Origin of the sequence: uncultured Nocardioides sp. (genome assembly GCF_947489365.1) — a bacterium.
GTDB lineage: Bacteria > Actinomycetota > Actinomycetes > Propionibacteriales > Nocardioidaceae > Nocardioides.
In genome coordinates this window covers 1-23,494 of the sequence record NZ_CANLDB010000004.1, presented here as the reverse complement: position 1 = coordinate 23,494, position 23,494 = coordinate 1, and the positions used below count along the sequence as shown (strand labels likewise).

Genomic DNA, 23,494 nt, shown 5'->3' with positions numbered 1-23,494 from the left:
GAGAGCACCCTATCGCTGGGTCTCCCAGCCCCTCTCCCCCAGTGCGTGGCGCAGCACCACGGCGTGGGCGGCGGTGACGGTGAGCTCCACGAGACCGACCGGACGGCCGGGGTCGTGGTCGATGCGCACGTCCTCGATGTTGACGCCGATCTCGCCCGCGTCGGCGAACAGCCGGGCGAGCTCGCCGGGGTGGTCGGGGACGGCGACGTACACCGCGGAGGTGGCGGTGGGCGGGCCGCCGTGCTTGCCGGGGATGGCGCGGACTCCGGCGACCCCGCGGTCGAGGACGGGCGCCAGCTCGCCCCCGGTCTCGACGACCCCGATCAGGCCGTCGAGGTCGGTGCGGACCTGGCGGAGCAGGTCGGCCACGGCCGGGGCGTTGGCGCCGACGATCTGCTGCCACAGCGCAGGGTCGCCGCCGGCGACGCGGGTGACGTCGCGGACCCCCTGCCCCGACAGGGCCAGCTGCTCGGTCGGGGCGTCGGCGAGCCGGCCGGCGACGAGCACGGCCATCAGGTGGGGCAGGTGGGAGGTGCGGGCGACGGCGAGGTCGTGCTCGGCAGGGCTCATCGTCACGGTCACGGCCCCGCAGGTCTCGGCGACCTCGGTGACGGCGGCCACGGCGTCGGGGGCGCTGCCCGCGTGGGGCGTCACCGCCCAGGGGCGGCCCTCGAAGAGAGTGGCCGTGGCGGCGAGCGGTCCGGACCGCTCGCTGCCCGCCATGGGGTGCGAACCGACGTACCGGGCACCGTCGTCGCGGCCCACCCGCGACGCGAGCGCGGTCAGCGGGGCGGTCTTCACGCTGCCGACGTCGGTGACGACGGCGGTGGGGTGGGCGAGCAGCTGCTCGGCGATGACCGCGCCGAGGGCGTCGGGCGGGCAGGCGACGACGACCAGCGCCGGCTCGGGGTCGTCGGGGCGGGCGGCGCGGCCGGCGCCGAGCCCGGAGGCGGTGCGGACGTGCTCCGGCTGCGGGTCCGAGAGCCGGACCTCCCGGCCGGCCCGGGTCAGGGCGAGGCCGACGGACGTGCCGAGCAGTCCGGTGCCGACGACGAGGACCGGGCCGGGCCCGACCGGGGCTCCCGGCGCGTCAGGCATCGGCGTCGGGGACGGCCTGCACCCGGGTGAGGTCGCGCCGCAGGGCCGCGGCGCCGTGGAGGTAGACGTGGGTGACGTCGGCGCGCGGCAGGTCGGTCTCGACGTGCGCGAGCATCCGGACCACGCGCGGCATCGACCGCTCGATCTCGAGCTCGCGCGCGCAGATCAGCGGGACGTCGCCGAAGCCCAGCTGGCGGGCGGCGTACGCCGGGAACTCCGAGGTCAGGTCGGAGGTGGAGGTGAAGATCACCGAGATCACGTCGTCGATCTCGAGCGCGTTCGCCTCCATCACCCCGGTGACCATCTCCGCGACGCGCTCGAGCAGGTGGTCCCGCTCGTCGGCGTCGAGCTGGGTCGCCCCCCGGATCGCACGCACTGCCATGGCGGCAAGGCTAGGGCACCCCGGCGGCACCGCCGGCTGCGGCTCAGGACGGCTGGTAGCTCCCCACGGACCACTGGTTGCCCTCCGGGTCGCGGACGGTCCCGCCGGCGCCGCCGTAGTCCTGGTCGACCACCGGCTGCTCCAGCGTGCCGCCCGCGGCGACGGCCGCCTCGGCGACCGCGCGGACCGCGTCGGCGTCCGCGCAGACCAGGTACGCCGACGCGGCGCCGGTGTTGTGCACCGCCCCGGTGGAGCGCTCGGTGCCGAACATGACGCCCGCGGTGCCGGTCGGCCCCTCCCACAGCCACTCAGCGTGGACGACGACCGTCGGGTCGGCCTCGTCGCGGTACGTCGCGTGCTCGACGAAGCCGACCGCGCGCAGCCAGTCGGTCATCACGGCTGCGTCGCGGACGGAGAAGGAGTGCCACAGGGTCACGGTCGATGCGCTCATGGCCTCACCCTGCCGCCCCGTCGCCCCCGGCGGCTTGGACGTTCGGGAACTCCTGGGCCCGCCACCGCGTCGGCGGCAGGCCGGCCAGCGCCCGCCACTCCCGGGCCAGGTGGGCCTGGTCGGCGTACCCGCAGCGTGCGGCGACGGCGGCGAGCGGTGCGCCGCCGGCGACGAGGCGGTGGCTGCGCTCGAAGCGGGCCAGCCGGGCGAACTCCTTCGGCGTCACGCCGACCTCGGCGCGGACCACGTCCTGCAGCCGGCGGCGGCTGAGGCCGACGTCGTCGGCGACCGACGCCACCGGCACCCCGCGGGTCAGCAGCGCCAGGGACCGGCCGACCTCGGACCGGGCGCGCACCCCGTCCTCGCGGCGCCCCGCGGCGCGGCGCAGCGCTGCCTCCACGAGGGGCGGCCGGGCGCCGGCCGGGACCCCGGACAGCCGCTCCGGCAGGTCGGCGAGCGACGGGTCGACGTCGCCGAGGGTGAGGATCTGGCCCCGGAGCGCCGCGGCGGGCACGCCGAGCAGCAGTCGCGTGCCGAGCGGCGACAGGGCGAGCTGGACGCCGGCCTGCCGCACGCCGTGGTGGATCAGGGCCGACGCGGTGTGGAGCCCGGCCAGCGACGAGGTCAGCCGCGCCCGCGGGCCCCCGGCCCAGCCGACGTCGAGCGGGTCGTCGTACGGCAGGACGAGCGTGAGCCTGGTGGAGGGCATCCCGACGTGCACCCCGGGCTCGCCGACGACGTCGTACGCCGTCAGCGACGCGACGAGGGGCGCCGGGTCAGCCACCCGGCCAGGGTAGGCCGAACCGGTCGGCGGCGCGGCCGTCCGCGAGCTCGCCGCGGTCGGCGGGGTGGGCGAGGTAGTGCCGCAGCATCGCCAGCACGAGCTCGGGGTCGGCCTCCAGCTGCGAGGTCGCCAGCGGCACCCCGCGGACGCCGGCCCGCTGCGCGCCCGGCCACCGGGGGGTCTCGAGGACGATCCAGTCGATCACCGACGCCCCGAGCGCGCCGGGAGCGCTGCGACGGCTCCAGCGCTGGTGGACGGCCGTGACGTCGTCCCAGGCCAGCTCCACCGCACCGCCGGGCAGGACGGCGGTCAGGCCCTCGGGCCACAACCAGAGCCCGAAGCGCAGCTGCGGGTCGCTCGCGCGGATCCGGACGAACCCGACCGCCGCGGCCAGGCCGAGGACACCCACCACGGCGGCCATGACGAGGAGCAGCGGCTGGACGAGCACGCCCACCACGGTGAAGCCGACCGCCCCGGCGAGCAGCCAGACCGCGAGCACCAGGTAGAGCCAGGACGCCGCTGCCTGCGACATGACGGGCATCTCGACGCGCACCCCGTGCCGGCGGCCGTCGGAGGCCGCCACCACGCGTCGCGGTCGGGGCGCCGGCGTGGTCTGCCAGCCCTCGCCGTCGGTGGTCCCGATCATCGGCACAGCGCCATCAGGGGGTCACGGAGGCTCAGCCCGCGGCGTCGAGGAGCAGCCCGAGCTCGTCGGGCGTGAGGTCGCGCAGCTGGCCGGGCTTCAGCCCGCCGAGGTGGAGGGGGCCGAAGACGGTGCGGGACAGCTGCGTGACCGGGTGGCCGACCTCCTCGAGGAGGCGCCGCACGATCCGGTTGCGGCCCTCGTGGATGACGAGCTCGACGATGGAGCGGCCCGGGGCGCCCTCGCGGATCTTCGCGCGGCGGACCTCGACGGGGCCGTCCTCGAGCTCGACGCCGGCGAGCAGGCGCTTCTTGACGTTCGGGTAGACCTGCCCCTCGACCTCGGCGACGTAGGTCTTCTCCACCTCGTACGACGGGTGCGCCATGCGCTGGGCGAAGTCCCCGTCGTTGGTGAGCAGGATCAGCCCGGAGGTGTCGGTGTCGAGCCGGCCGACGTGGAAGAGGCGCTCGGGACGGTCGGCGACGAGGTCGCCGAGGCTGCGCCGGCCCTGGGGGTCCGACATCGTGGAGACGACCCCGACCGGCTTGTGGAGCACCAGGTAGACGTGCTCCGACAGCGGCGGCAGCCGCTTGCCCGAGACGTGCACGACGGCGGTGCGGGGGTCGACCTTCGTGCCGAGGCGGGTGACGACCTCGCCGTCGACGGTGACCTCGCCGGCGAGCATCAGCTCCTCGCAGCGGCGACGCGAAGCGACGCCGTGGCGGGCGAGCAGCTTCTGGAGCCGGACGAGGCCCTCGTCGTCCGGCTCGATGTCGATGTTGGAGGTCGCCTCGTGGTCGCTCATTGCTCCGGCAGTGTCTCGTCCGGCGTCGGGCCGGTCGAGGGCGGGGGCGGTGCGCCGCCGAGCACGTCGTCGTCGAGGTCGGCCATCTCCGGCAGGTACGGCGCGAGCTCGGGCAGCTCGTCGAGGGACTCGATGCCGATGCGCTCGAGGAAGTACGTCGACGTCCGGTACAGGTGGGCGCCGCTCGTGGGGTCCTGGCCGGCCTCCTCGACCAGCCCGCGGGCCAGCAGGGTCCGCATCACCCCGTCGACGTTGACGCCGCGGACGGCCGAGACCCGGGCGCGGGAGACCGGCTGGCTGTAGGCGACGACCGCGAGCGTCTCCAGCGCGGCCTGGGTCAGGCGGGCCTGCTGGCCGTCGATCAGGAACCGCTCGACGACGTGCGCGTGGGCCTCGCGGGTGTAGAAGCGCCAGCCGCCGGCGACCGAGCGGAGCTCGAAGCCGCGCCGCTGCTCGTCGTACTCGTCGGCGAGGCCGCCGAGCGCCTCGGCGACCTCGGTGGTGGGGTAGCCGACGGCCGCGGCGAGGCTCGTGGTGTCGAGCGGCTGGTCGGCGACCATCAGCAGTGCCTCGAGCGCGGGCCGCAGCTCCGACAGCGGGACGTCGAGCGCCTCGTCGGGCGCCGCGTCGGGCCTGGTGTCACGGGGCTGGGTCATCGGGGGCTCCTTCGAACTCGTCGACCTCGAGGGTGGCGGAGATGTCCTCGGTGTCGTCGTCGCCGGTCCACCGCACGCCGAGCTCGGCGAACGACTGGGCCTGCTCGAACGCGACGACCCCCTCGCGGAACAGCTCGAGGAGGCTGAGGAAGCGGGCGACGGTGGTCTGGGTGTCCGGGGAGTCGGCGCACAGCGCGCGGAACGTCGTCGTCCCCGACCGGCGCAACCGCTCGGCGATGAGCACCGCCTGCTCGCGGACGCTGACGCGGCTGACGTGGATGTGGGCGAGGCCGACCTCGGGCTCCGGCTTCGGCGCCATGGCCAGGGCGGCGAGGCGGGCGAACTCGGCGAGACCGATCCCGATCAGCACCTCGGGGAGCAGGCTGGCGAACCGATCCTCGAGCCCGACCGCCCGCGGGTGGCGGCGGGCCTCGGCGGCCAGGCGCCGCTCGAGGACGCCGGCGACCTGCTTGTAGGCGCGGTACTGCAACAGGCGCGCGAAGAGCAGGTCGCGGGCCTCGAGGAGCGCGAGGTCCTCGTCGTCCTCGACGTCGCCGGCGGGCAGCAGCCTCGCCGCCTTGAGGTCGAGCAGCGTCGCGGCGACGACGAGGAACGACGACGTCCGGTCGAGGTCCCACGTCGGCCCCCCGGCCCTGACGTGGGCGATGAACTCGTCGGTCACCCGCGAGAGCGCGACCTCGGTGATGTCGAGCTCGTGCTTCGCGATGAGGGAGAGCAGCAGGTCGAAGGGACCCTCGAAGTTGTCGAGCCGGAGCGTGAACTCCGGAACCTGCTCGCTCACCGGCTCATGCGCTCACACTCAGGACGAGAGCCGGCGTACCAGCTCCGACTCGCTGCCCTGCTCGTCCAGCTCGGCGAGCGCCATCGCGATGGCCGCGCGGACGAGGCGTCCACGGTCGACCGACAGACCCTGACGTCGCAGGGACAGCCGGGCCTCCTCGAGGTCGAGCAGCTCGGAGGAGGTGACGTAGACCGTCATCTTCTCGTCGTGCTTGACCCGACCGCTCGCGGTCCGGGCGCCGGGCTCGGCGGCCGGGGCTGCGGGCTCGGGCGCCGCGGTCAGGTGGGGCTTCTCGTCGGTGGGCCGGAACAGGTCGTCCGCGGCCGGGAGGCTCACCCGCCGTGGCACCGGTCCAGCACCTCCTTGGCGAGCTGGCGGTACGACCCCGCGCCGGCGGAGCTGGAGGCGTAGTTGGTGATCGGCTCCCCCGCGACGGTCGCGTCGGAGAACTTCACGGTCCGGCGGATCACGGTGTGGAACACCTTGTCCCCCCAGGCCTGCACCAGGCGCTCCATGACCTCGCGGCTGTGCAGCGTGCGGCCGTCGTACATGGTGCCGAGGACGCCGTCGACGACGAGGTCGGGGTTGAGCCGCTCCGAGACCTTGTCGAGCGTGGTCTTGAGCAGGGCGACGCCGCGCAGCGCGAAGTACTCGCACTCGAGCGGCACGATGACGCCGTCCGAGGCTGTCAGGGCGTTGACGGTCAGCAGGCCGAGGCTCGGCTGGCAGTCGATGAGGATGACGTCGTACTCGGCGAGGGCGGGACGCAGCATCCGCTGCAGCGTCTGCTCGCGGGCCACCTCGTGCACGAGCTGCACCTCGGCGGCCGACAGGTCGATGTTGGAGGGCAGCAGGTCCATCCCGGGCACGCCGGAGGGGACGATGACGTCGTGGACCGTGACGTCGCGCTCCATCAGCAGGTTGTAGATGGTGAAGTCCATCTCGTGCGGGTTCAGACCGAGGCCGACCGACAGGGAGCCCTGCGGGTCGAAGTCGACGAGCAGGACCTTGCGGCCCATCTCGGCCATCGCGGCACCCAGGTTGATGGTCGTCGTGGTCTTGCCGACGCCACCCTTCTGGTTGCACATGGAGATGACACGGGCGGGACCGTGCGTCTCGATGGCCGGCGGGTCCGGGAAGGTCGGCATGGGCCGACCCGTCGGACCGATCTCCACGGGAGCGACGTCGACGGCGTCCGGCTGCGGCAGCGGGTCGGCCGCGCGCAGCTCCTCCCGGGTCGTCGCGGGGTCGGGCTTGGGGACGGGCCGCTCGAACGGCAGCGGCTCAGGGGAGGTGGACCTCTGCGGACCCCTCTCGGCGTCCGGCCGGGGCTGAGGCATCGGCGGACGGGGTGGCATGGCGGGCGCGGGACCTGCGTGCATGTTCACGTCGTCGACGCTAATTGTCGACTCGACGACTTGTGCGCTCCCACGCCCGGCGTGTCGCATCCGCCTCAGAAACCTCAGCCGTCACGGCTGTGCACTGACGGCTCGATCGAGCCCAGTGCCGCAGATCGCACTCACCTGGTGCGTGCGATCTGCGGCGCTGACCCGTCGCCGCCGGTCGAGGTGCGAGCGAAGCGAGCCACGGGACCCAGCCAGCCGTACGACCACCCGCACCACGGTGGTCGAGCCCCGCGGCTCACCCCGAGGTCCCACCGCCGGGCCATGATGACGCGATGACCCAGGGCAGCATCGACGTCGTCCTCCTCGACCTGGACGGGGTCGTGCGTCTCTTCGACCTCGAGCAGACCACCGCGGTCGAGACCCGCCACGGTCTGACGCCGATGACGCTGATCGCGGCCGCCTTCGACGAGGAGGCCCTGCACGCCCTGGTGCGCGGCCGGACGACGAAGCGCGCCTGGCTCGACGGCATCGCCGCGCGCACGGGCGCGCCCGCGGCCGTCGAGGAGTGGGCCGCGCAGCCCGTGACGGTCGACGCCGACGTGGTCGCGCTGGCCCAGGAGGTCCGTGCCACCGGGCGCCGCGTCGTCCTGCTCACCAACGGCACCGACGAGTCCCGGGCCGAGGTCGGGGCCCTGGGTCTCCTCGACTCCGTCGACGGGCTGCTCGTCTCGGCCGAGATCGGCGAGGCCAAGCCCGACCGCGCCCTCTTCGACCACGTCGCCGCCGCGCTCGGCGCAGACCACGCGGCGATGCTGCTGGTGGACGACTCGCGGGCCAACGTCGAGGGCGCCGTCGCCGCCGGGCTCCACGGCCACCTCCACACCGACGCCGCAGCGTTGCGGGCCGAGCTGGAGAGACGGGGCGCGATCGGCTAGAGCCGCCGCATCGCCAACGTGCGTACGACGGCCTCGCCGACCTCGTCGGACGCGTCGAGGTCGACCTCGGCGTCGAGGACCCAGTCGCGGTGGCCCTCCGGGTCGAGGACGGTCTGGCGCACCCGCCAGATCCGCCGTCCCTCGTCGCTGTCGGGCTCGACGGTGAAGAGCTCCGGGCCGCGGGCGTCGCCGTCGGTGCGGATCTCGTCGTGCTCGCCGTAGTACGCCTCGAGGGCGGCGTCCCAGGCGGCGGCGTCCATCGCGGACGAGGGGCCGCCGAGGTCCGCGGACGTCGCCTCGAGCGCGGCCAGACCGTCGACGTCGTCCCGCGCGGCGAGCTGCACCCGGCGGAAGACCGTGTTGCGGACCATGACCGTGAACGGGCGCACGCGCTCCGACAGCGGCCGTGGCGGCGGCGGGGGCGCGCCGGGGTCCCGTCCCTCGAGCGCCACGGGCCCGGCGCCGGTCAGCGCCTCCCACTCGTCCAGGAGGGAGGAGTCGGTCTGGCGGATAGTCTCGCCCAGCCACTCCTCGATCTCCTCGAGGGCCGCGGTGCGGTGCGCGTCCGGCACGACCTGACGCAGCGAGCGGTACGTGTCCGACAGGCAGCGCAGCACCAGGCCCTCGGACCGGGCGAGCTGGTAGCGCGACACCAGCTCGGTGAAGCCCATCCCCTGCTCCACCATGTCCCGGACGACGGAGGCCGGCGTCATCGCGTCCGCCGGCAGCCACGGGTGGCCGAGCAGGTAGTCCTCCCAGACGGTCTCCAGCAGCTCCCGCAGCGGCTGCGGCCAGGTGACGTCCTCGAGGAGGACCATCCGCTCCTCGTACTCGATGCCGTCCGCCTTCATCGCCGCCACGGCCTCGCCGCGGGCGGCGTGCTGCTGCGCCATGAGGATCGCCCGCGGGGTCTCCACGACCGCCTCGACGACGCTGAGCACGTCGAGGGCGTGCGTCCGCGCCGCGACGTCGTCCGCCGCGGCCTCCGGCACCGGCAGCACCTCGAGGGCCCGCAGCGCGAAGTGGGCGAGCGGCGAGTCGAGCCCGAACCCGGTCGGCAGGTCGACGGTCAGCACGAAGCGCCGCCCGTAGCCGTCCGGCTCGTCGAGTCGGGTCAGCACGCCGCTGTCGGCCAGCGACCGCACCAGCCGGACGGCGCGCCGCGCCATCCGCGCCCGCTCGCGGGGCCGCTGGTCGTGGTTCTCGTAGACGAGCCGGCGGACGACGGCGGTCGTGTCCTCGTCACGTGCCGCGACGTTGACGAGCATCGCGTTGTCGACCTTCATCCGCGGCACGAGCGCCTCGGGGGTGCCCTCGACCAGCTTGGTGAACGTGTCCTCGGTCCACACGACCTCGCCGTCGGCGGGCTTGCGGCGCTGGACCTTGCGCCGCTTCTTCGGGTCGTCGCCGGCCTTGGCGAGGTTGCGGGCGTTCTCGATGACGTGCTCGGGCGCCTGGACGACGACCCGGCCACGGACGTCGTACCCGGCCCGCCCGGCGCGGCCCGCGATCTGCTGGAACTCACGCACCTTCAGCACCCGCTGGCGGCGGCCGTCGTACTTCGCGAGGCCGGTGAACAGCACGGTGCGGATCGGCACGTTGATGCCGACCCCGAGGGTGTCGGTGCCGCACACCACGACGAGCAGCCCCGCCTGCGCGAGCTGCTCGACGAGCCGGCGGTAGCGCGGCAGCATCCCCGCGTGGTGCACGCCCACGCCGTGCCGCAGCAGCTTGCCCAGCGTCCGCCCGAACCCGGCCGCGAAGCGGAAGCCCTCGAGCCGCTCGAGGATCCGGTCTCGGGCCTCGCGGGACGCGACGGCCGAGCGCAGCAGCGTCGTGGCGTGGGCGACGGCGTTCGCCTGGGTGAAGTGGACGACGTAGACGGGGGCGTCATCGTCCTCGATCAGCTCCGACAACGTCTCGGCGAGCGGCGTCATGGCCCACGTGAACGCCAGCGGCACGGGCCGCTCCGCGTCGGCGACGACAGCCACCTCGAGACCGGTACGACGGGTGAGGTCCGCCGCGATCGTGCTCATGTCGCCGAGGGTCGCCGACATCAGCAGGAACCGCGCGTCGGTGAGCTCGAGCAGCGGCAACTGCCACGCCCAGCCGCGGTCCGGCTCGGCGTAGTAGTGGAACTCGTCCATCACGACCCGCCCGGCCGGGGCGTCCGCGCCCTCCCGCAGCGCGACGTTCGCGAGGATCTCCGCGGTCGCGCAGACCAGTGGCGCGTCGGCGTTGACGGCGGCGTCGCCGGTGAGCATCCCGACCCGCTCGGCGCCGAAGGTGGCCACGGCGTCGAAGAACTTCTCGCTGACGAGCGCCTTCACCGGCGCAGTCAGCCAGCCCCGCTCCCCCGCCGCCAGCGCCGCGAACAGCGCCGCCGTGGCGACCAGCGACTTCCCCGACCCGGTGGGGGTGGCGAGGACGACGTGGGAGCCGCTGAACAGCTCGATGACCGCCTCGTCCTGGTGCGGGTACGGCGCCAGGCCGCGGCCCTCGACCCAGGAGGAGAAGGCGTCGTACAGCGCGTCGGGGTCGCGACCGAGCCCGCGTTCGCGTAGGTCGTCGGCGAGGTCGCCCAGGGACGCGACGGCGGTGTCGGTCACGCGCGGGCCCGGGGGTGCGCGGTGGCGAAGACCTCGCGCAGGTTGTCGACGGTGACGAGCGTGTAGACCTGGGTGGTCGTCACCGAGGCGTGGCCGAGCAGCTCCTGGACGACGCGGACGTCGGCGCCGCCGTCGAGCAGGTGGGTGGCGAAGGAGTGCCGCAGCGTGTGCGGGGAGACGCCCTGGGCGAGCCCGGCCCGCTCCGCGGCGCGCGACAGGACGGCCCACGCGCTCTGGCGCGACAGCCGGCCGCCGCGGGAGTTGAGGAACAGCGCGGCGCCGCCGCGGCCGGAGCCGACGAGCTCGGCACGTCCGCGCACGAGGTAGGCATCGACGGCGTCGCGGGCGTAGCGCCCGACGGGCACGAGCCGCTCCTTGCCGCCCTTGCCGCGCAGCAGGACGGTGGCGTCCTCGGGGTCGCGGTCGCCGGTGGTGACGTCGTCGACGTCGAGGCCGACGGCCTCGGAGATCCGGGCGCCGGTGCCGTAGAGCAGCTCCAGCAGCGCCCGGTCGCGCAGCGCGAGCGGGCCCGCCACGGCGCCGTCGGGACCCTCCGGTCCGCCGGCGGCCTCCAGCAGCGCCTCGACGTCCCCGACGCCGAGGGCCTTGGGGAGCCGCTTGGCGGGGGCGGGCGGCTTCACAGCGCCGGCCGGGTCGACCTCGGTGAGCCCGTCGCCCACGGCGAACCGGTGGAAGCCGCGGACGGCGACCACGGTCCGGGCGGCCGAGGCCGCGCCCAGCGGAGGGTGGTCGGCGTCCCCGGTGCGCAGCGCGGCGAGGAAGTCGGTGACGGTCGCCTCGGTGACGCTGTCGAGGTCGGTCACCCCGGCGGCGTCGAGGAAGCCCAGGTAGCGGCGCAGGTCACGGCGGTAGGAGCTCAGCGTGTTCGCCGCCAGGCCCCGCTCCACGGCCAGGTGGTCCAGGTAGCCCCGGACCGCCGCGCCCAGGGGCTCGGCCCGGGCTTCAGCCACGCGTCACCAGAGGTCGCCCGGCGACGCCGCGTCGATGCCGTGGGCCTCGCCCACGGGCGAGGAGTACAGGCGACCCTCGTGGGTCGAGAGCCCCCCGGCGAGCGTCGCGTCGAGGCGGCAGGCGTCGCGCCAGCCGCGGTCGGCGACCGCGACGACGTACGGGAGCGTCGCGTTCGTCAGCGCGTACGTCGACGTGTTCGGCACCGCGCCCGGCATGTTCGCCACGCAGTAGAACGTCGAGTCGTGCACCGGGTACGTCGGGTCCGCGTGCGTGGTCGGACGGGTGTCCTCGAAGCAGCCGCCCTGGTCGACGGCGATGTCGACGAGCACCGAGCCGGGCTTCATCCGCGACACCAGCTCGTTGCTGACCAGCTTCGGCGCCGCGGCACCGGGGATCAGGACCGCACCGATGACCATGTCGGCCTCGGTCACCTGCTGCTCGATCGCCAGCTTGGACGACGCCAGGCCGCGGACGCGGTTGTCGTAGCGCCAGAAGGACATCCGCAGCTTGTCGAGGTCGGTGTCGAGGAGCGTGACGTCTGCCCCCATGCCGAGGGCGATGTTCGCGGCGTTCTGCCCGGACACGCCGGCGCCGAGGATGACGACCTTGGCGTTCGCCACGCCGCCGACGCCGCCCATGAGCACGCCGCGGCCGCCCTGGGCCTTGAGCAGCGAGTGCGCCCCGACCTGCGGCGCGAGGCAGCCCGCGACTTCCGACATCGGGTAGAGCAGCGGCAGGCCGCCCGACGGCAGCTGCACCGTCTCGTAGGCCAGGGAGGTGACGCCGCGCTCCATGAGCTCGACGGTCAGCGGCCGGTCGGCGGCGAGGTGGAGGTAGGTGAAGAGGGTCAGGCCCTCCCGCATCCGGTGGTACTCCTCGGCGACGGGCTCCTTGACCTTGAGGACCATGTCGGCCTCGCCCCAGGTCGCGTCGGCGTCCGGCATGAGCCGCGCGCCCGCGGCGGCGTACTCCTCGTCGGGGATCTGCGAGCCGGCACCGGCGCCGGTCTGCACGAGCACCTCGTGGCCGTGCGCGACCAGCTCGTGGACACCGACGGGCGTGATCGCCACCCGGTACTCGTGGTTCTTGACTTCCTTGGGTACGCCGACCTTCACGTCCGCACCCTAGCCATGCCGGTGTCCCCGGTCATCGATGGCGTCACAGACGGCCGCGACGGCGCAGCGCGTCGTACGCCAGCAGCGCCGCGACGACGGGGCTCGTGCCGAGCCTCCCGTCCAGCGCGGCCTCGAGGAGGTCCTCGACGGGGGCCCAGAAGACCTCCATCTCGGCCTCCTCGGCGTGCAGCTCGAAGTCGCCGCGGGAGACGTGCGAGAGACCGCGGGCCAGGAAGACCTCCTGCACCTCGTCGCTGATCCCCACGCTGGGCCGCAGCGTGAGCAGCGGCCGCCAGTCGGTGGCCTCGAGCTCGACCTCCTCGCGCAGCTCGCGGACGGCGACGTCCACCGGGTCCTCCCCCGCGGCGTCACGCAGGCCGGCCGGCAGCTCGACGAACCATCCGGGCCCGGCGTGGCGGTACTGCCGCAGGCAGCAGACCCGCTCCTCCCCCGGGGTCGCGTCGTCGACCGCGAGGACGACGACGGCACCGGGGTGCTCCATCACGGTGCGGGAGTGCGTCTCGGTGTGACCGGGCCGCCGGACGACGTCCTCGCGCAGGTTGACCACCCACTCGCCCTCGTAGAGCGGGCGGGAGCTCACGACCTCCCAGGAGCCCTCGCGGTCGGCGAGGTCCTGCGGGTCGGCGCCGGCGTCGCTCACGCGTCGACCTCGACCCAGCGGCGCTCGAGCGTGGACTCGTCGATCGGGATCCGCAGCTCGCGCTGCCGGGTGATGGCCGCGTCCACCAGCCCCGCGAACAGGGGGTGCGGGCGGGTGGGTCGCGACCGGAGCTCGGGGTGCGCCTGGGTGGCGACGTAGTAGGGGTGGACGTCGCGCGGCAGCTCCGCGAACTCGACGAGCCCGCCGTCGGGGCTCAGCCCGGAGAAGACCAGGCCGGCTTCGGTGAGCTGCTCGCGGTAGGCGTTGTTGACCTCGTAGCGGTGGCGGTGACGCTCCTCGACGGTGGTGGCGCCGTACGTCGCGGCGACGACGGAGCCCTCCGCCAGCTCCGCCGGGTAGAGCCCGAGCCGCATGGTCCCGCCCAGGTCGCCGGCGCCCTCGACGTACGCCTCCTGCTCGGCCATCGTCGCGATGACCGGCTCCGGGGTGCCGGGGTCGAACTCGGTGGAGCCGGCCCGCTCGAGGCCGGCGACGGTGCGGGCGTACTCGATGACCATGCACTGCAGGCCGAGGCACAGCCCGAGGGTGGGGATGCCGTGGGTGCGGGCGTAGGTGAGGGCGCCGAGCTTGCCCTCGATCCCGCGGATCCCGAACCCGCCGGGCACGCAGATCGCGTCGACCTCGGACAGCTGCTTCGCGGCGCCGGCGGGGTCCTCGCAGGAGTCCGAGGGGATCCACCGCAGCTGCACCCGCGCCTCGTGCGCGAGGCCGCCGGCCCGCAGGGCCTCGACCACGGAGAGGTAGGCGTCGGGCAGGTCGACGTACTTGCCGACGAGGCCGATCGTCACCTCCTCGCGGGGGTGGTGGACGCGGCGCAGGAGGTCGTCCCAGTCGGTCCAGTCGACGTCGCGGAACGGCAGGTCGAGGCGGCGGACCACGTACGCGTCGAGGCCCTCGCGGTGCAGCACCTTCGGGATGTCGTAGATCGACGGGGCGTCGGCCGCGGTGACGACGGCCTCCTCGTCGACGTCGCACATGAGCGCGATCTTGCGCTTGATGCTCTGCGGCAGCTCGCGGTCGGCGCGGCAGACGATGGCGTCGGGCTGGATGCCGATGGAGCGGAGGGCAGCGACCGAGTGCTGCGTCGGCTTCGTCTTCAGCTCACCGGACGGGCCGATGTAGGGCACGAGCGAGACGTGGATGAAGAAGCAGTTCTGGCGGCCGACGGCCTGGCGCACCTGACGGGCCGACTCGAGGAACGGCTGCGACTCGATGTCGCCGACGGTGCCGCCGATCTCGTGCAGGACGACGTCGACCCGACCGCCCCCACCGCCGCCGTGCTCGCCCATCGCCAGCATCCGGTCGCGGATCTCGTCCGTGATGTGCGGGATGACCTGCACCGTGTCGCCGAGGTAGTCACCGCGGCGCTCGCGGGCGATGACCGTCGAGTACACCTGCCCGGTCGTGACGTTGGCGATCTGGTTGAGGTCGGTGTCGAGGAACCGCTCGTAGTGGCCGATGTCGAGGTCGGTCTCGGCGCCGTCGTCGGTGACGAAGACCTCGCCGTGCTGGAACGGGTTCATCGTCCCGGGATCGACGTTCAGGTAGGGGTCGAGCTTCTGCATCGTCACCCGCAGCCCGCGGGCCTTGAGGAGGTTGCCGAGGCTCGAGGCCGTGAGGCCCTTCCCGAGCGAGGAGGCGACACCCCCGGTCACGAAGACGTGCTTGGTCTGGGCCGGGGCGTGATGCAGGTCCTTCACGGAACTCCAACCTACACTCCGCGCGGCACCTCAGCCCGCAGGCGTGGGCACGGGACCGTCGGCGCCGTGCACGCCCCACGCCCCGCGGACGCCGTCGTCGGCGCGGATGAGCGCCAGGACGGCCAGGACACGGCCCGCCTCGAGGTCGACCCCGTCGACGGTGCCGACCCCGGCGAGCGCGCCGGCGTCCCGCAGGCGACGCATGGCACCGCCTGCCCCGGAGGCGACGTCGTCGACCACGACCGTGCCGACCGCGCGCTGCGCGAGACCCGTCAGCAGGCCCGTGGTCACGGCGTCGACGGAGCGTGTGGCGCCGGCGTCGCCGGCGGAGTCGTCGCTGCCGAGGACGACCAGCACCAGCGGCGCGCGGGTGCGGACGGCGTCGGGGCCGGTGAGCAGACCGGAGCGTCGCAGGCTCTCGGCGACCGCGTCGGTGGCCCGCACCGGCGGCTGTCCGGCGGGCTCGCGGCTGGCCAGCACCATGCCGAGCAGGCCCCCCATGCGCTCGTACGTCGGCGCGTCGGCGTCGACGGGCAGGTCCGGGTTCTGCGCGAGCAGGCGGCGGCCCAGGCTGTCGACGAGCGCGGTGCCGGACGGACCGGCCAGCTCGGTGGTGGCGCCGAAGGTGCCGGACACCCGGGCACCGGCAGCGGCGACCTGCTCGCGGAGCCCGTCCACGACGTCGTCGTCGGCGCCGGGCATCGTGAGGATCGCGACGTCGCGGCCGGCGAGCCGGTCGTCGTACACGCGGGGGGCGGTGGTGAGGGCGAGGGCGCCCGAGGCCTCGAGGGCGCGGACGGCGGACGCGTCGGTGAGCGCGGGCGCCGCGCCGGTGCGGGCGGCGAGCTGGTCGGTGCCGGTCCCGACGTCCGAGAGCGGCCCTGCGCCGACGGCGATCCCGACGGCGAGGGCCAGCACGGTCGCCGCGGCCGGGGCCAGGCGGCGTCGCAGGCTGGTGGGAGCGGGCATCAGCGGATCGACTCCCTCACGGTGCGGACCAGGTCGGCGACGACGTCGACGCCGGCGGCGGCCCACTCCTGGCCGACCGGCGTGACGAGGACGGCGGCGAGCAGGGCCAGCAGCCCGACCAGCAGCACGCCGACGACGTGGCGCAGGCCGACGCGGCCGGCGTACACCCCGGGCAGGGCGGCGGCGTCGACGAGCTTCGGGCCGATCTCGAGGCGGGTGAGGTGGCTGCTGCCGAGCCCGGGACGGTCACCGTCGAGGAGCTCCTCGAGGGTGGCGCGCATGCCGACCCCGACGACGGCCGAGGCGCCGCGGTGGTGGGCCAGCAGGAGCGCCGCGTCCTCCGGGGTGGCGGCGGTGCGCAGGGTGAGCGGCGTCAGGCCGAGCCGGGCGAGGCGGGCGTCGGTGTCGCCGGCGGTCCCGCCCCGGGGCTCGACCAGGACGACGTCGGAGGCCCGGCGCAGGACGGCGGCCGGCGGCAGACCGCGGTCGTCGTCGGGCGCGGAGACCACGACGACGTCGGGCGGCATGCCCACGTCGGAGGCGACCACGGCGCCGGTGTCCACGCCGATCACCACGGGGCGCTGCTCGCGGACGAAGGCCCGGACCGCGCGCAGCTCGGCGCGGTGCTCGTGGCCGGCGCCCACGACCACGACGGGACGGCCGGCCATGGTGGTCGAGGGGTCCGGCAGGCCGGCGCCGTGCAGCAGCAGCCGGTGCTCGCGACGCAGGAACTCGCCGGTGTGCAGGGTCAGGGACTCGAGGTGGGCGCTCATGGAGGTCCGCGCCTCGCCCTGCAGCTCCACCACGCTCGCGGCGTCGAGGACGCGCCCCTCGAGCGGGTCGGACCCCTCCGCGTGCAGGCGGCCCTCGTGGATCCGCACCTCGGCGCCGTCCCGGACGGCGTCCAGGACCCTCACCCCGACCCGGTCGAGGTGGACGACGCCCGCGTCGGCCAGCAGGCCCGCGCCGAGGGTGGGGAACCGGCCGGAGATCGACGACGAGGCGTTGACCACGGCGGCCACGCCGGCGTCGATCGCGGCCTGGGCGGTGGCCCGGTCGAGGTCGGTGCGGTCGAGGACAAGCACGTCACCGCGTCGCATCCCGCGCAGCGTGGTGTCGCGGCGACCGACGGCACGACCCACGACGCGGGCGCGGCCCGTCAGGCCGGGCTGGGTGTCGGGACGGCGGGTGCGCACGGAGAGCCTCATCGGACGACCATGCTGGCACCGGCGGACCCCGCCTCCCGGCAGGTCGGACGGCGCGTCGGGGCTCAGGTGGTGCTGCGGGCGGACTCGAGGAGCTCGCGGGCGTGCGCCATCGCGGAGTCGGAGTCGTCGACACCGGCGAGCATCCGCGACAGCTCCCGCTCGCGGTCGGCCTCGTCGAGCACGGTGAGCCCCGACGTGGTCACGGAGCCGTCGCTGGCCTTCTCGACCACGACGTGGCGGTCGGCGAAGGCGGCGACCTGGGGCAGGTGGGTGACGACCAGGACCTGGGCGGTCCGGGCGAGCCGCGCGAGGCGCCGTCCGACCTCGACGGCGGCACGCCCGCCGACACCGGCGTCGACCTCGTCGAAGACGAACGTGGGCACGGGGCTGGTCCCGGCCAGGGTGACCTCGAGGGCGAGCATCACCCGTGACAGCTCACCGCCCGAGGCGCCCTTGTGCAGCGGACGGGCCTGGGCGCCGGCGTTGGCGGCGAGCAGGAGCTCGACCTCGTCGAGCCCGGAGGCGGTGTGCGCGAGCCACCGCTTCCCCACGCGCAGCGGGTCCCCCGGCGCGGGGTCGTTGGGCGTCGCGGGGGCGGTGGACTCGGCCTGGGTGACCCGGACCTCGACGACGGCGTGGGGCATCGCGAGCCGCGTGAGCTCCTCCCCCACCTCGGTGGACAGCCGGACCGCGGCCTCCTCGCGCAGGGCGGAGAGGCGGGCGCCCGTGGTGGCGAGCTCCGCGCGCAGCGCGTCGCGGCGCGTGCGCAGGGCCTCGATCTCGTCGTCGGTGCCGTCGAGCTCGAGCAGGCGGGCCGAGCCGCGCTCGGCCCACGCGAGCACCTCGTCGAGGGTGTCGGCGTACGTCCGTGTCAGCGCCGTGAGGGCGGCGCGGCGCTCGGAGACGGCAGCCAGGCGGGCGGGGTCGACGTCGAGCCCGGTCGCGTACGACGCCACGTCGGAGGCGAGGTCGGAGAGCAGGTAGCTGACCTCGGTGGCGCGGTCGGCCAGCTCGGCGGCCGCGGGGTCGTGGTCGCGGACGGACTCGAGCAGCGAGCGCGCGGCACCGACGGTGGCGACGGCGTCGGCCCCGCCGGACTCGCTGGACAGGGCCTCGCGGGCCTGCTCGGCGGCGGTGCGCAGCTCCTCGGAGTGCCCGAGGCGGGACTCCTCGGCGGCGAGGGCTGCGTCCTCCCCGGGGACCGGGTCGACCTCCTCGATCCGCGCCAGCGCCTCCCGGAGGGTCTCCGCCTCGCGGGCGCGCTCCCGGGTGGCGCCGAGGACCTCGGCGAGGCGGCGCTCGGTGGCGACGAGGTCGGCGTGGGCGACCCGCCAGGCGCCGAGGGGCTCGGCGAGCGCAGCGGCGCCGAACCGGTCCAGGGCCTCCCGCTGGGCGGAGGCCCGGAGCAGGCGGTGCTGGTCGGACTGGCCGTGGACGGCGACGAGCGGCTCGGCGAGGCGGGCCAGGACGGAGGCGGGGACGGAGGCGCCGCCGACGAAGGCCCGACTGCGGCCCTCCGCCGAGATGGTGCGGGCGAGCAGGACGGTGTCGTCCTCGACCTCGCCCCCGGCCTCCTCGACCTCGTCGGCGAGACCCGGTGACGCGCCGGCCCGCACGAGGCCCTCGACGCGGGCGCTGGAGCGGCCCGCGCGGACGGCGCCGGAGTCGGCCCGCCCGCCGAGCAGCAGCCCCAGGGCGGTGACGACCATGGTCTTGCCCGCACCGGTCTCGCCGGTGATGACGGTGAGCCCGGGTCCGGTGCCGAGCTCGAGGGTCGAGGAGTCGATGACGCCCAGCCCGGTGATGCGGATCTCCTCGAACACCGGCTCAGCCCTCCCCGGGGCCGGGCGCGCCGCGCCAGCCGGCGACCGGCAGGCGGAACTTGGCGACGAGCCGGTCCGAGAACGGCGCCTGGTGCAGCCGGACGAGCCGCAGCGGACGCTCACCGCGGCGCACCTCGACCCGGGCCCCCGGCACCAGGTCGACGGTCCGGCGGCCGTCGCACCAGAGCACCCCGGCGCCGTCGGGGCGGTCCTGGACCTCGACCGACATCACCGACCGGGGGTCCACGACCAGCGGTCGCGCGAACAGGGCGTGGGCGCTGATCGGCACCATGAGCATGGCCTCGACCTGCGGCCACACGACCGGGCCGCCGGCGCTGAAGTTGTACGCCGTGGAGCCGGTCGGGGTGGCGAGCACGACGCCGTCGCAGCCCCAGCGGGACAGGGGCCGGCCGTCGACCTCGACGAGCACCTCGACCATCCGCTGCCGCTCCGCCTTCTCCACGCTGGCCTCGTTGACCGCGAAGGTCCGCGTCAGGACCTCGCCGTCGAGCAGCACCAGGACCTCGAGGGTGAGGCGGTCCTCGATGTCGTAGCTGCGGTCCACGACGGCGTCGATGGTCACGGCGAGGTCGTCCTGCTCGGCCTCGGCCAGGAAGCCGACGTGGCCCAGGTTGACCCCGAGCAGCGGGATGCCCGAGTCGCGGGTGACCTCGGCCGCCCGCAGGATCGTGCCGTCACCGCCGATGACGACGGCCAGCTCGCAGCCGGCACCCGGCCCGCCGGGGCCGGCGTCCTCGGGGGACCAGACCTCGTGACCGGCCGGCACGGGACCGTCGCCGATCAGGTCGGCGGCCTCGCCCGGCAGCAGCCGGACGGCGACGCCACGCCCGGCGAGGGCCTCGGCACAGGCCTTGGCGACCGCGCACGACTCGGCCCGTCCGGTGTGCGCGAGGAGCAGCACGCGGCGTCCCGCGGTGGGCTCCGCGGCGAGGTGGTCGGTCACGGCGCCAGCCTCTCACCCCGCTCCGACACCGCCGCGGCCACGGCCTCCGCGTCCAGCTGCGCGGGACCTCGGCGCAGCCACGTGAAGAACTCGACGTTGCCCGACGGGCCCGGCAGCGGGCTGCGGACCACGCCGACCACGCCCCACCCGAGGCGGTCGGCCTCGGCCAGGACCCCCTGCACGCTCTCCAGGTGGAGGGCGGGGTCGCGGACGACCCCGCCCTTGCCGACCCGGTCCTTGCCCACCTCGAACTGCGGCTTGACCATCAGCACCAGGTCGCCGTCGGGGTCGGTCACGGCGACCAGGGGCGCCAGGAGCAGGCGCAGCGAGATGAACGAGAGGTCGCCGACCACGACGTCGACCGCTCCGCCCAGGAGCTCCGTCGTGACGTCCCTGATGTGGGTGCGGTCGTGGACGTCGACCCGCTCGTCGGTCCGGATGCTCCAGGCGAGCTGGCCGTAGCCCACGTCGACCGCCGCGACCCGGGAGACCCCCGCGCGCAGCAGGACGTCGGTGAAGCCGCCCGTGGAGGCGCCTGCGTCGAGGCAGCGTCGGCCTTCCACCCGCAGCCCCTGGGGCACGAAGGCGTCCAGGGCCCCGGCCAGCTTGTGCCCCCCGCGGGAGACGTAGCCGGGGTCGTCGGGGTCCTCGCGCACGACGACGGCGACGTCGAGCGAGACGGCGGTGGCGGGCTTGGTCGCGACCACGCCGGCGACGGTGACGCGGCCGGCGTCGACCAGCGCGGCGGCGTCACCACGGGACCGCGCGAGCCCCCGACGTACGAGCTCGGCGTCGAGGCGCTGTCGACGCGGGCTGCCGGAGCGGGCCATCAGACCTCGAGAGCCGCCCGCAGCTCGCGGTGGGCCTGCTCGTACGCCGCGAGGTGCTCGCCGACCGGGCGGTCCTCGAGCCCGTCGAGCGCCGCCACCGCGGCCTCGACGACCCCTGCCTCCGCGAGGTCGGCTTCGGTCTGGTCCTCGTCGTCCACGTCCCGCACGCTACCGGCCGGGCGGGGTGACGCCGTCGACGTCCGCGGGCGAGCCGTGCTCGTCGAGGTGCTCCCACAGCGCGCAGGCCGCGGTGCGCCACCAGTCCGCATCTCCCCCGTCGCCGGACACGGCGAGCGAGCCGTCGGTGACGGTGGCCGTCCACCCGTCGGCCTCCCAGCCGTCGTCACCCCGACGCGGCGCCCGGTGCGGCTCGTGCAGCCCACCGAGGTCGGGGGCGAGGTGGGTGGGGCGGTGCTCGGCGGCGATCCCCGCCAGCTCGGGCAGACCCGTGACGCCGGTGAGGACCAGCAGCGAGTCGACCCCGACGGCGTGCGCGCCCTCGATGTCGGTGTCGACACGGTCGCCGACCATGAGGGGACGCTCGCCGCCGACCCGGCGGATGGTCTCGTGCAGCAGCGGGGGCTGCGGCTTGCCCGCCACCGTGGGCTCGACGCCGGTGTAGCGGCGGAGCATGTCGACCAGGACCCCGTGGCCGGGGGCCCGTCCGCGGGCGGTGGGGATGGTGTGGTCGGTGTTGGACGCCACCCAGGCCAGGCCACCCTCGACGGCGACCGCGGCGCTCATGATGTCGCTCCACAGGACGTCGGGCCCGTAGCCGGTCAGGAGGACGACGGGGTCGCCGTCCAGCCCGACGGGCTCGAGGCCGACCTCGCGAACGGCGGCGTCCAGGCCCTCCCCGCCCAGCAGCAGCACCCGGGCGCCCTCGCCGTGCTCGTCGACGACGAGCCGGGCGGAGGCCTGCGCGGAGGTGACGACGTCGTCGACCTCGGCGGGCACACCGAACCCGGTGAGGCGCTCGGCGACCACCGCGGCGGGGCGCGAGGCGTTGTTCGTCACGAAGGCCAGCCGGGCACCGGCGTCGCGTGCCGCCGCCAGGTGGTCCGCCGCGCCGGGCACGGGATCGGGGCCGACGTAGACGACCCCGTCGAGGTCGAGCATCACCAGGTCGTGGGTCTCCACCAGCGGCGGTGAGTCCGGCAGCACGAGGGTCTCCTTCGCTCCGCGAGGGTCCGCCCTACGATCGTGGGGTGGACGAGGTGACGGTGACGACGCCACCCGTGGTGGCCGCGCCGTTCCGGCTGCTGCCGTTCCGGGCGATCAGCCTGGACCCCCGCCGCACCGGTCATCGTGGTGTGGCGCGCGTCCTGGCGCGACCCTACCGAGCCGTGACGGAGCGTCTGGACGAGTGGGAGGCCGGTGGACGGCTGGTCCGCGACCCGCAGGCCGCGGTGTACGTGCACGAGTACACGACGTCCGGCATCACGGTGCGGGGCCTCGTGGGGTCGCTGGACCTCACCCACCTCACCGAGGGCTCGGTCGAGCCGGCGGTGCTGCCCCACGAGGGCGTGCACCTCGACCAGGCCGCCGAGCTCACCGACCGCATGCGCGACATGGGCGTCAACCCGGCTCCGATCCTGCTCGTCCACCGGGCACGGCCCGTCACCCGCGCCGCGGTGTACCGCGCGATGGCCGCCGAGCCCTGGCAGTCCTTCGAGGACGCCGAGGGGCAGCGGCACCGGATCTGGGCGGTGCGGGAGCCGGCCGCCGTCCGCGCGCTGCAGGACTCCCTGCAGCAGACCCAGGCGGTGATCGCCGACGGGCACCACCGGTACGCCGCCTACCTGCGCCTGTCGCAGGAGCAGCCGGGCACGGCCTGGGACCGCGGGCTCGTGATGCTCGTCGACCAGGACGACACGCCCCTGTTCCTCGGGGCCATCCACCGCGTGCTCCGCGGGGTCGGGCTCGACTCCCTGCGGGCGGCGGTACGGCAGGCCCCCGGTCTGGAGTGGGCCGAGGTGGGCGAGAGCGACGCCGTGGCGGCTCTGGGCCCGGGCTCCCTGGTCCTCACGGACGGCGAGCGCTGGGCCGTCACCACCTTCGCGGGCGCGACCGCGGACGCCGTCCGGTGTCGCGCCGCCGTGGAGGTCCTCCACCACGACGTGCTGCCCCACCTCGAGCCGTCGCCCGTCGCGACGGAGTACGTGCACCGGGTGGACGCGGCCCTGCACCGCACCGAGCCCGGTCGGACGACGGCCGTGCTGCTGCCGGCTCCCGGCTTCGACGTCGTGCACCGCATCGTCTCCGAGCAGGGGCTGCTTCCGGAGAAGGCCACGTCGTTCCAGCCGAAGCCGACGACGGGCGTCCTGATGCGCTCCGTGGTCGACGGCTGATAGCAGCCGACCCGGTCCGGGAACGACGAAAGGCCCCTCCGTGAGGAGGGGCCTTTCGCTTTCTTCAACGTAGTAGTCCGGCGGCGTCCTAGTCTCCCACAGCCTCTCGACTGCAGTACCTTCGGCGCTGGAGGGCTTAACTTCCGGGTTCGGTATGGATCCGGGTGTTTCCCGCTCCGCCATGGCCGCCGTGACATCTGTGAACCGTCTGGTGGTTCAGATACCGCAGAGTGGACGCGCGACCCCCTGTCAGGGGAGTCAAGATCTTGTTCGTTACGTGCGTTGTCGGGCCTTGCTCAGTGACCGTCAGTTGCTCCACCGTTCCCCATGACTGGGGGTTCGTGGTGGGTCTCGTGGCGGGTGGGTGGC

General features: G+C 74.9%; 24 protein-coding genes and 1 rRNA gene. 2 read left to right on the top strand and 23 right to left on the bottom strand.

The window, feature by feature from the left end:
• Positions 1-9 precede the first annotated feature (9 nt).
• The 10 genes from Q0858_RS12140 to Q0858_RS12095 are packed head-to-tail and all read right to left on the bottom strand — an operon-like array spanning position 10 to position 6,769.
• On the bottom strand, positions 10-1,098 hold the full coding sequence (locus Q0858_RS12140; protein WP_299054625.1) for a prephenate dehydrogenase: 1,089 nt from the start codon (positions 1,096-1,098) through the stop codon (positions 10-12).
• Entirely contained in the window at positions 1,091-1,480 is a 390-nt protein-coding gene (gene aroH, locus Q0858_RS12135; protein WP_299054622.1) for a chorismate mutase, read from the bottom strand. The genes Q0858_RS12140 and aroH overlap by 8 nt, the downstream gene beginning before the upstream one ends.
• A gap of 43 nt (positions 1,481-1,523) precedes the next feature.
• Positions 1,524-1,931 (bottom strand): VOC family protein, encoded by a 408-nt coding sequence (locus Q0858_RS12130; RefSeq protein WP_299054620.1) that lies wholly within the window; start codon positions 1,929-1,931, stop codon positions 1,524-1,526.
• Between the two features lie 4 nt (positions 1,932-1,935).
• A complete protein-coding gene (locus Q0858_RS12125) occupies positions 1,936-2,715 on the bottom strand; it encodes a helix-turn-helix domain-containing protein (protein ID WP_299054617.1) in 780 nt (259 codons plus the stop codon).
• A complete protein-coding gene (locus Q0858_RS12120; RefSeq protein ID WP_299054615.1) occupies positions 2,708-3,361 on the bottom strand; it encodes a hypothetical protein in 654 nt (217 codons plus the stop codon). Before Q0858_RS12120 ends, Q0858_RS12125 begins: the two co-directional genes overlap by 8 nt.
• A 31-nt stretch (positions 3,362-3,392) precedes the next feature.
• The gene (locus tag Q0858_RS12115) at positions 3,393-4,163 is read right to left on the bottom strand and encodes a pseudouridine synthase (RefSeq protein ID WP_299054612.1); all 771 of its coding nucleotides are present in this window, start codon (positions 4,161-4,163) and stop codon (positions 3,393-3,395) included.
• Positions 4,160-4,819: an SMC-Scp complex subunit ScpB gene (scpB, locus tag Q0858_RS12110; protein WP_299054609.1), complete on the bottom strand. Its 660-nt coding sequence runs from the start codon at positions 4,817-4,819 to the stop codon at positions 4,160-4,162. The genes Q0858_RS12115 and scpB overlap by 4 nt, the downstream gene beginning before the upstream one ends.
• The gene (locus Q0858_RS12105; RefSeq protein ID WP_299054607.1) at positions 4,803-5,621 is read right to left on the bottom strand and encodes a segregation/condensation protein A; all 819 of its coding nucleotides are present in this window, start codon (positions 5,619-5,621) and stop codon (positions 4,803-4,805) included. The genes scpB and Q0858_RS12105 overlap by 17 nt, the downstream gene beginning before the upstream one ends.
• A gap of 18 nt (positions 5,622-5,639) precedes the next feature.
• Positions 5,640-5,969 (bottom strand): hypothetical protein, encoded by a 330-nt coding sequence (locus Q0858_RS12100; protein ID WP_299054605.1) that lies wholly within the window; start codon positions 5,967-5,969, stop codon positions 5,640-5,642.
• Entirely contained in the window at positions 5,954-6,769 is an 816-nt protein-coding gene (locus tag Q0858_RS12095; protein ID WP_299055703.1) for a ParA family protein, read from the bottom strand. Before Q0858_RS12095 ends, Q0858_RS12100 begins: the two co-directional genes overlap by 16 nt.
• Positions 6,770-7,299: 530 nt before the next feature.
• Here Q0858_RS12095 and Q0858_RS12090 point away from each other — a divergent pair.
• On the top strand, positions 7,300-7,902 hold the full coding sequence (locus Q0858_RS12090; protein WP_299054603.1) for an HAD-IA family hydrolase: 603 nt from the start codon (positions 7,300-7,302) through the stop codon (positions 7,900-7,902).
• Here the strand turns inward: Q0858_RS12090 and Q0858_RS12085 are convergent.
• The 12 genes from Q0858_RS12085 to Q0858_RS12030 all read right to left on the bottom strand — a co-directional run bounded on the left by Q0858_RS12085 (position 7,899) and on the right by Q0858_RS12030 (position 21,938).
• Positions 7,899-10,511, bottom strand: a complete 2,613-nt coding sequence (locus Q0858_RS12085) for a DUF3516 domain-containing protein (protein WP_299054600.1) — start codon at positions 10,509-10,511, stop codon at positions 7,899-7,901. The two genes, Q0858_RS12090 and Q0858_RS12085, sit on opposite strands and share 4 nt — an antisense overlap.
• The gene (locus Q0858_RS12080; protein WP_299054598.1) at positions 10,508-11,482 is read right to left on the bottom strand and encodes a site-specific tyrosine recombinase XerD; all 975 of its coding nucleotides are present in this window, start codon (positions 11,480-11,482) and stop codon (positions 10,508-10,510) included. The genes Q0858_RS12085 and Q0858_RS12080 overlap by 4 nt, the downstream gene beginning before the upstream one ends.
• A 3-nt stretch (positions 11,483-11,485) precedes the next feature.
• The gene (gene ald / locus Q0858_RS12075) at positions 11,486-12,598 is read right to left on the bottom strand and encodes an alanine dehydrogenase (RefSeq protein ID WP_299054594.1); all 1,113 of its coding nucleotides are present in this window, start codon (positions 12,596-12,598) and stop codon (positions 11,486-11,488) included.
• Between the two features lie 43 nt (positions 12,599-12,641).
• Positions 12,642-13,259, bottom strand: a complete 618-nt coding sequence (locus tag Q0858_RS12070; RefSeq protein WP_299054591.1) for an NUDIX hydrolase — start codon at positions 13,257-13,259, stop codon at positions 12,642-12,644.
• Positions 13,256-14,980: a CTP synthase gene (locus Q0858_RS12065; RefSeq protein ID WP_299054590.1), complete on the bottom strand. Its 1,725-nt coding sequence runs from the start codon at positions 14,978-14,980 to the stop codon at positions 13,256-13,258. The genes Q0858_RS12070 and Q0858_RS12065 overlap by 4 nt, the downstream gene beginning before the upstream one ends.
• 30 nt (positions 14,981-15,010) lie before the next feature.
• On the bottom strand, positions 15,011-15,949 hold the full coding sequence (locus Q0858_RS12060; protein ID WP_299054586.1) for a copper transporter: 939 nt from the start codon (positions 15,947-15,949) through the stop codon (positions 15,011-15,013).
• Entirely contained in the window at positions 15,949-17,157 is a 1,209-nt protein-coding gene (gene steA, locus Q0858_RS12055) for a putative cytokinetic ring protein SteA (protein ID WP_299054585.1), read from the bottom strand. The genes Q0858_RS12060 and steA overlap by 1 nt, the downstream gene beginning before the upstream one ends.
• A 62-nt stretch (positions 17,158-17,219) precedes the next feature.
• Positions 17,220-18,980, bottom strand: coding sequence for a DNA repair protein RecN (gene recN, locus Q0858_RS12050; RefSeq protein ID WP_299054582.1), 1,761 nt, complete (start codon positions 18,978-18,980; stop codon positions 17,220-17,222).
• A 4-nt stretch (positions 18,981-18,984) separates the two neighbouring features.
• Positions 18,985-19,944 (bottom strand): NAD kinase, encoded by a 960-nt coding sequence (locus Q0858_RS12045; RefSeq protein ID WP_299054579.1) that lies wholly within the window; start codon positions 19,942-19,944, stop codon positions 18,985-18,987.
• Positions 19,941-20,774, bottom strand: a complete 834-nt coding sequence (locus Q0858_RS12040; RefSeq protein WP_299054577.1) for a TlyA family RNA methyltransferase — start codon at positions 20,772-20,774, stop codon at positions 19,941-19,943. The genes Q0858_RS12045 and Q0858_RS12040 overlap by 4 nt, the downstream gene beginning before the upstream one ends.
• Positions 20,774-20,932 (bottom strand): hypothetical protein, encoded by a 159-nt coding sequence (locus tag Q0858_RS12035; protein WP_299054574.1) that lies wholly within the window; start codon positions 20,930-20,932, stop codon positions 20,774-20,776. Before Q0858_RS12035 ends, Q0858_RS12040 begins: the two co-directional genes overlap by 1 nt.
• Positions 20,933-20,942: 10 nt before the next feature.
• Positions 20,943-21,938: an HAD-IIA family hydrolase gene (locus Q0858_RS12030; RefSeq protein ID WP_299054571.1), complete on the bottom strand. Its 996-nt coding sequence runs from the start codon at positions 21,936-21,938 to the stop codon at positions 20,943-20,945.
• Positions 21,939-21,982: 44 nt separating this feature from the next.
• Here Q0858_RS12030 and Q0858_RS12025 point away from each other — a divergent pair, with 44 nt between their 5' ends.
• The gene (locus tag Q0858_RS12025) at positions 21,983-23,125 is read left to right on the top strand and encodes a DUF1015 family protein (RefSeq protein ID WP_299054568.1); all 1,143 of its coding nucleotides are present in this window, start codon (positions 21,983-21,985) and stop codon (positions 23,123-23,125) included.
• Between the two features lie 75 nt (positions 23,126-23,200).
• Here the strand turns inward: Q0858_RS12025 and rrf are convergent.
• A 5S ribosomal RNA gene (rrf, locus tag Q0858_RS12020) occupies positions 23,201-23,318 on the bottom strand.
• Positions 23,319-23,494 lie beyond the last annotated feature (176 nt).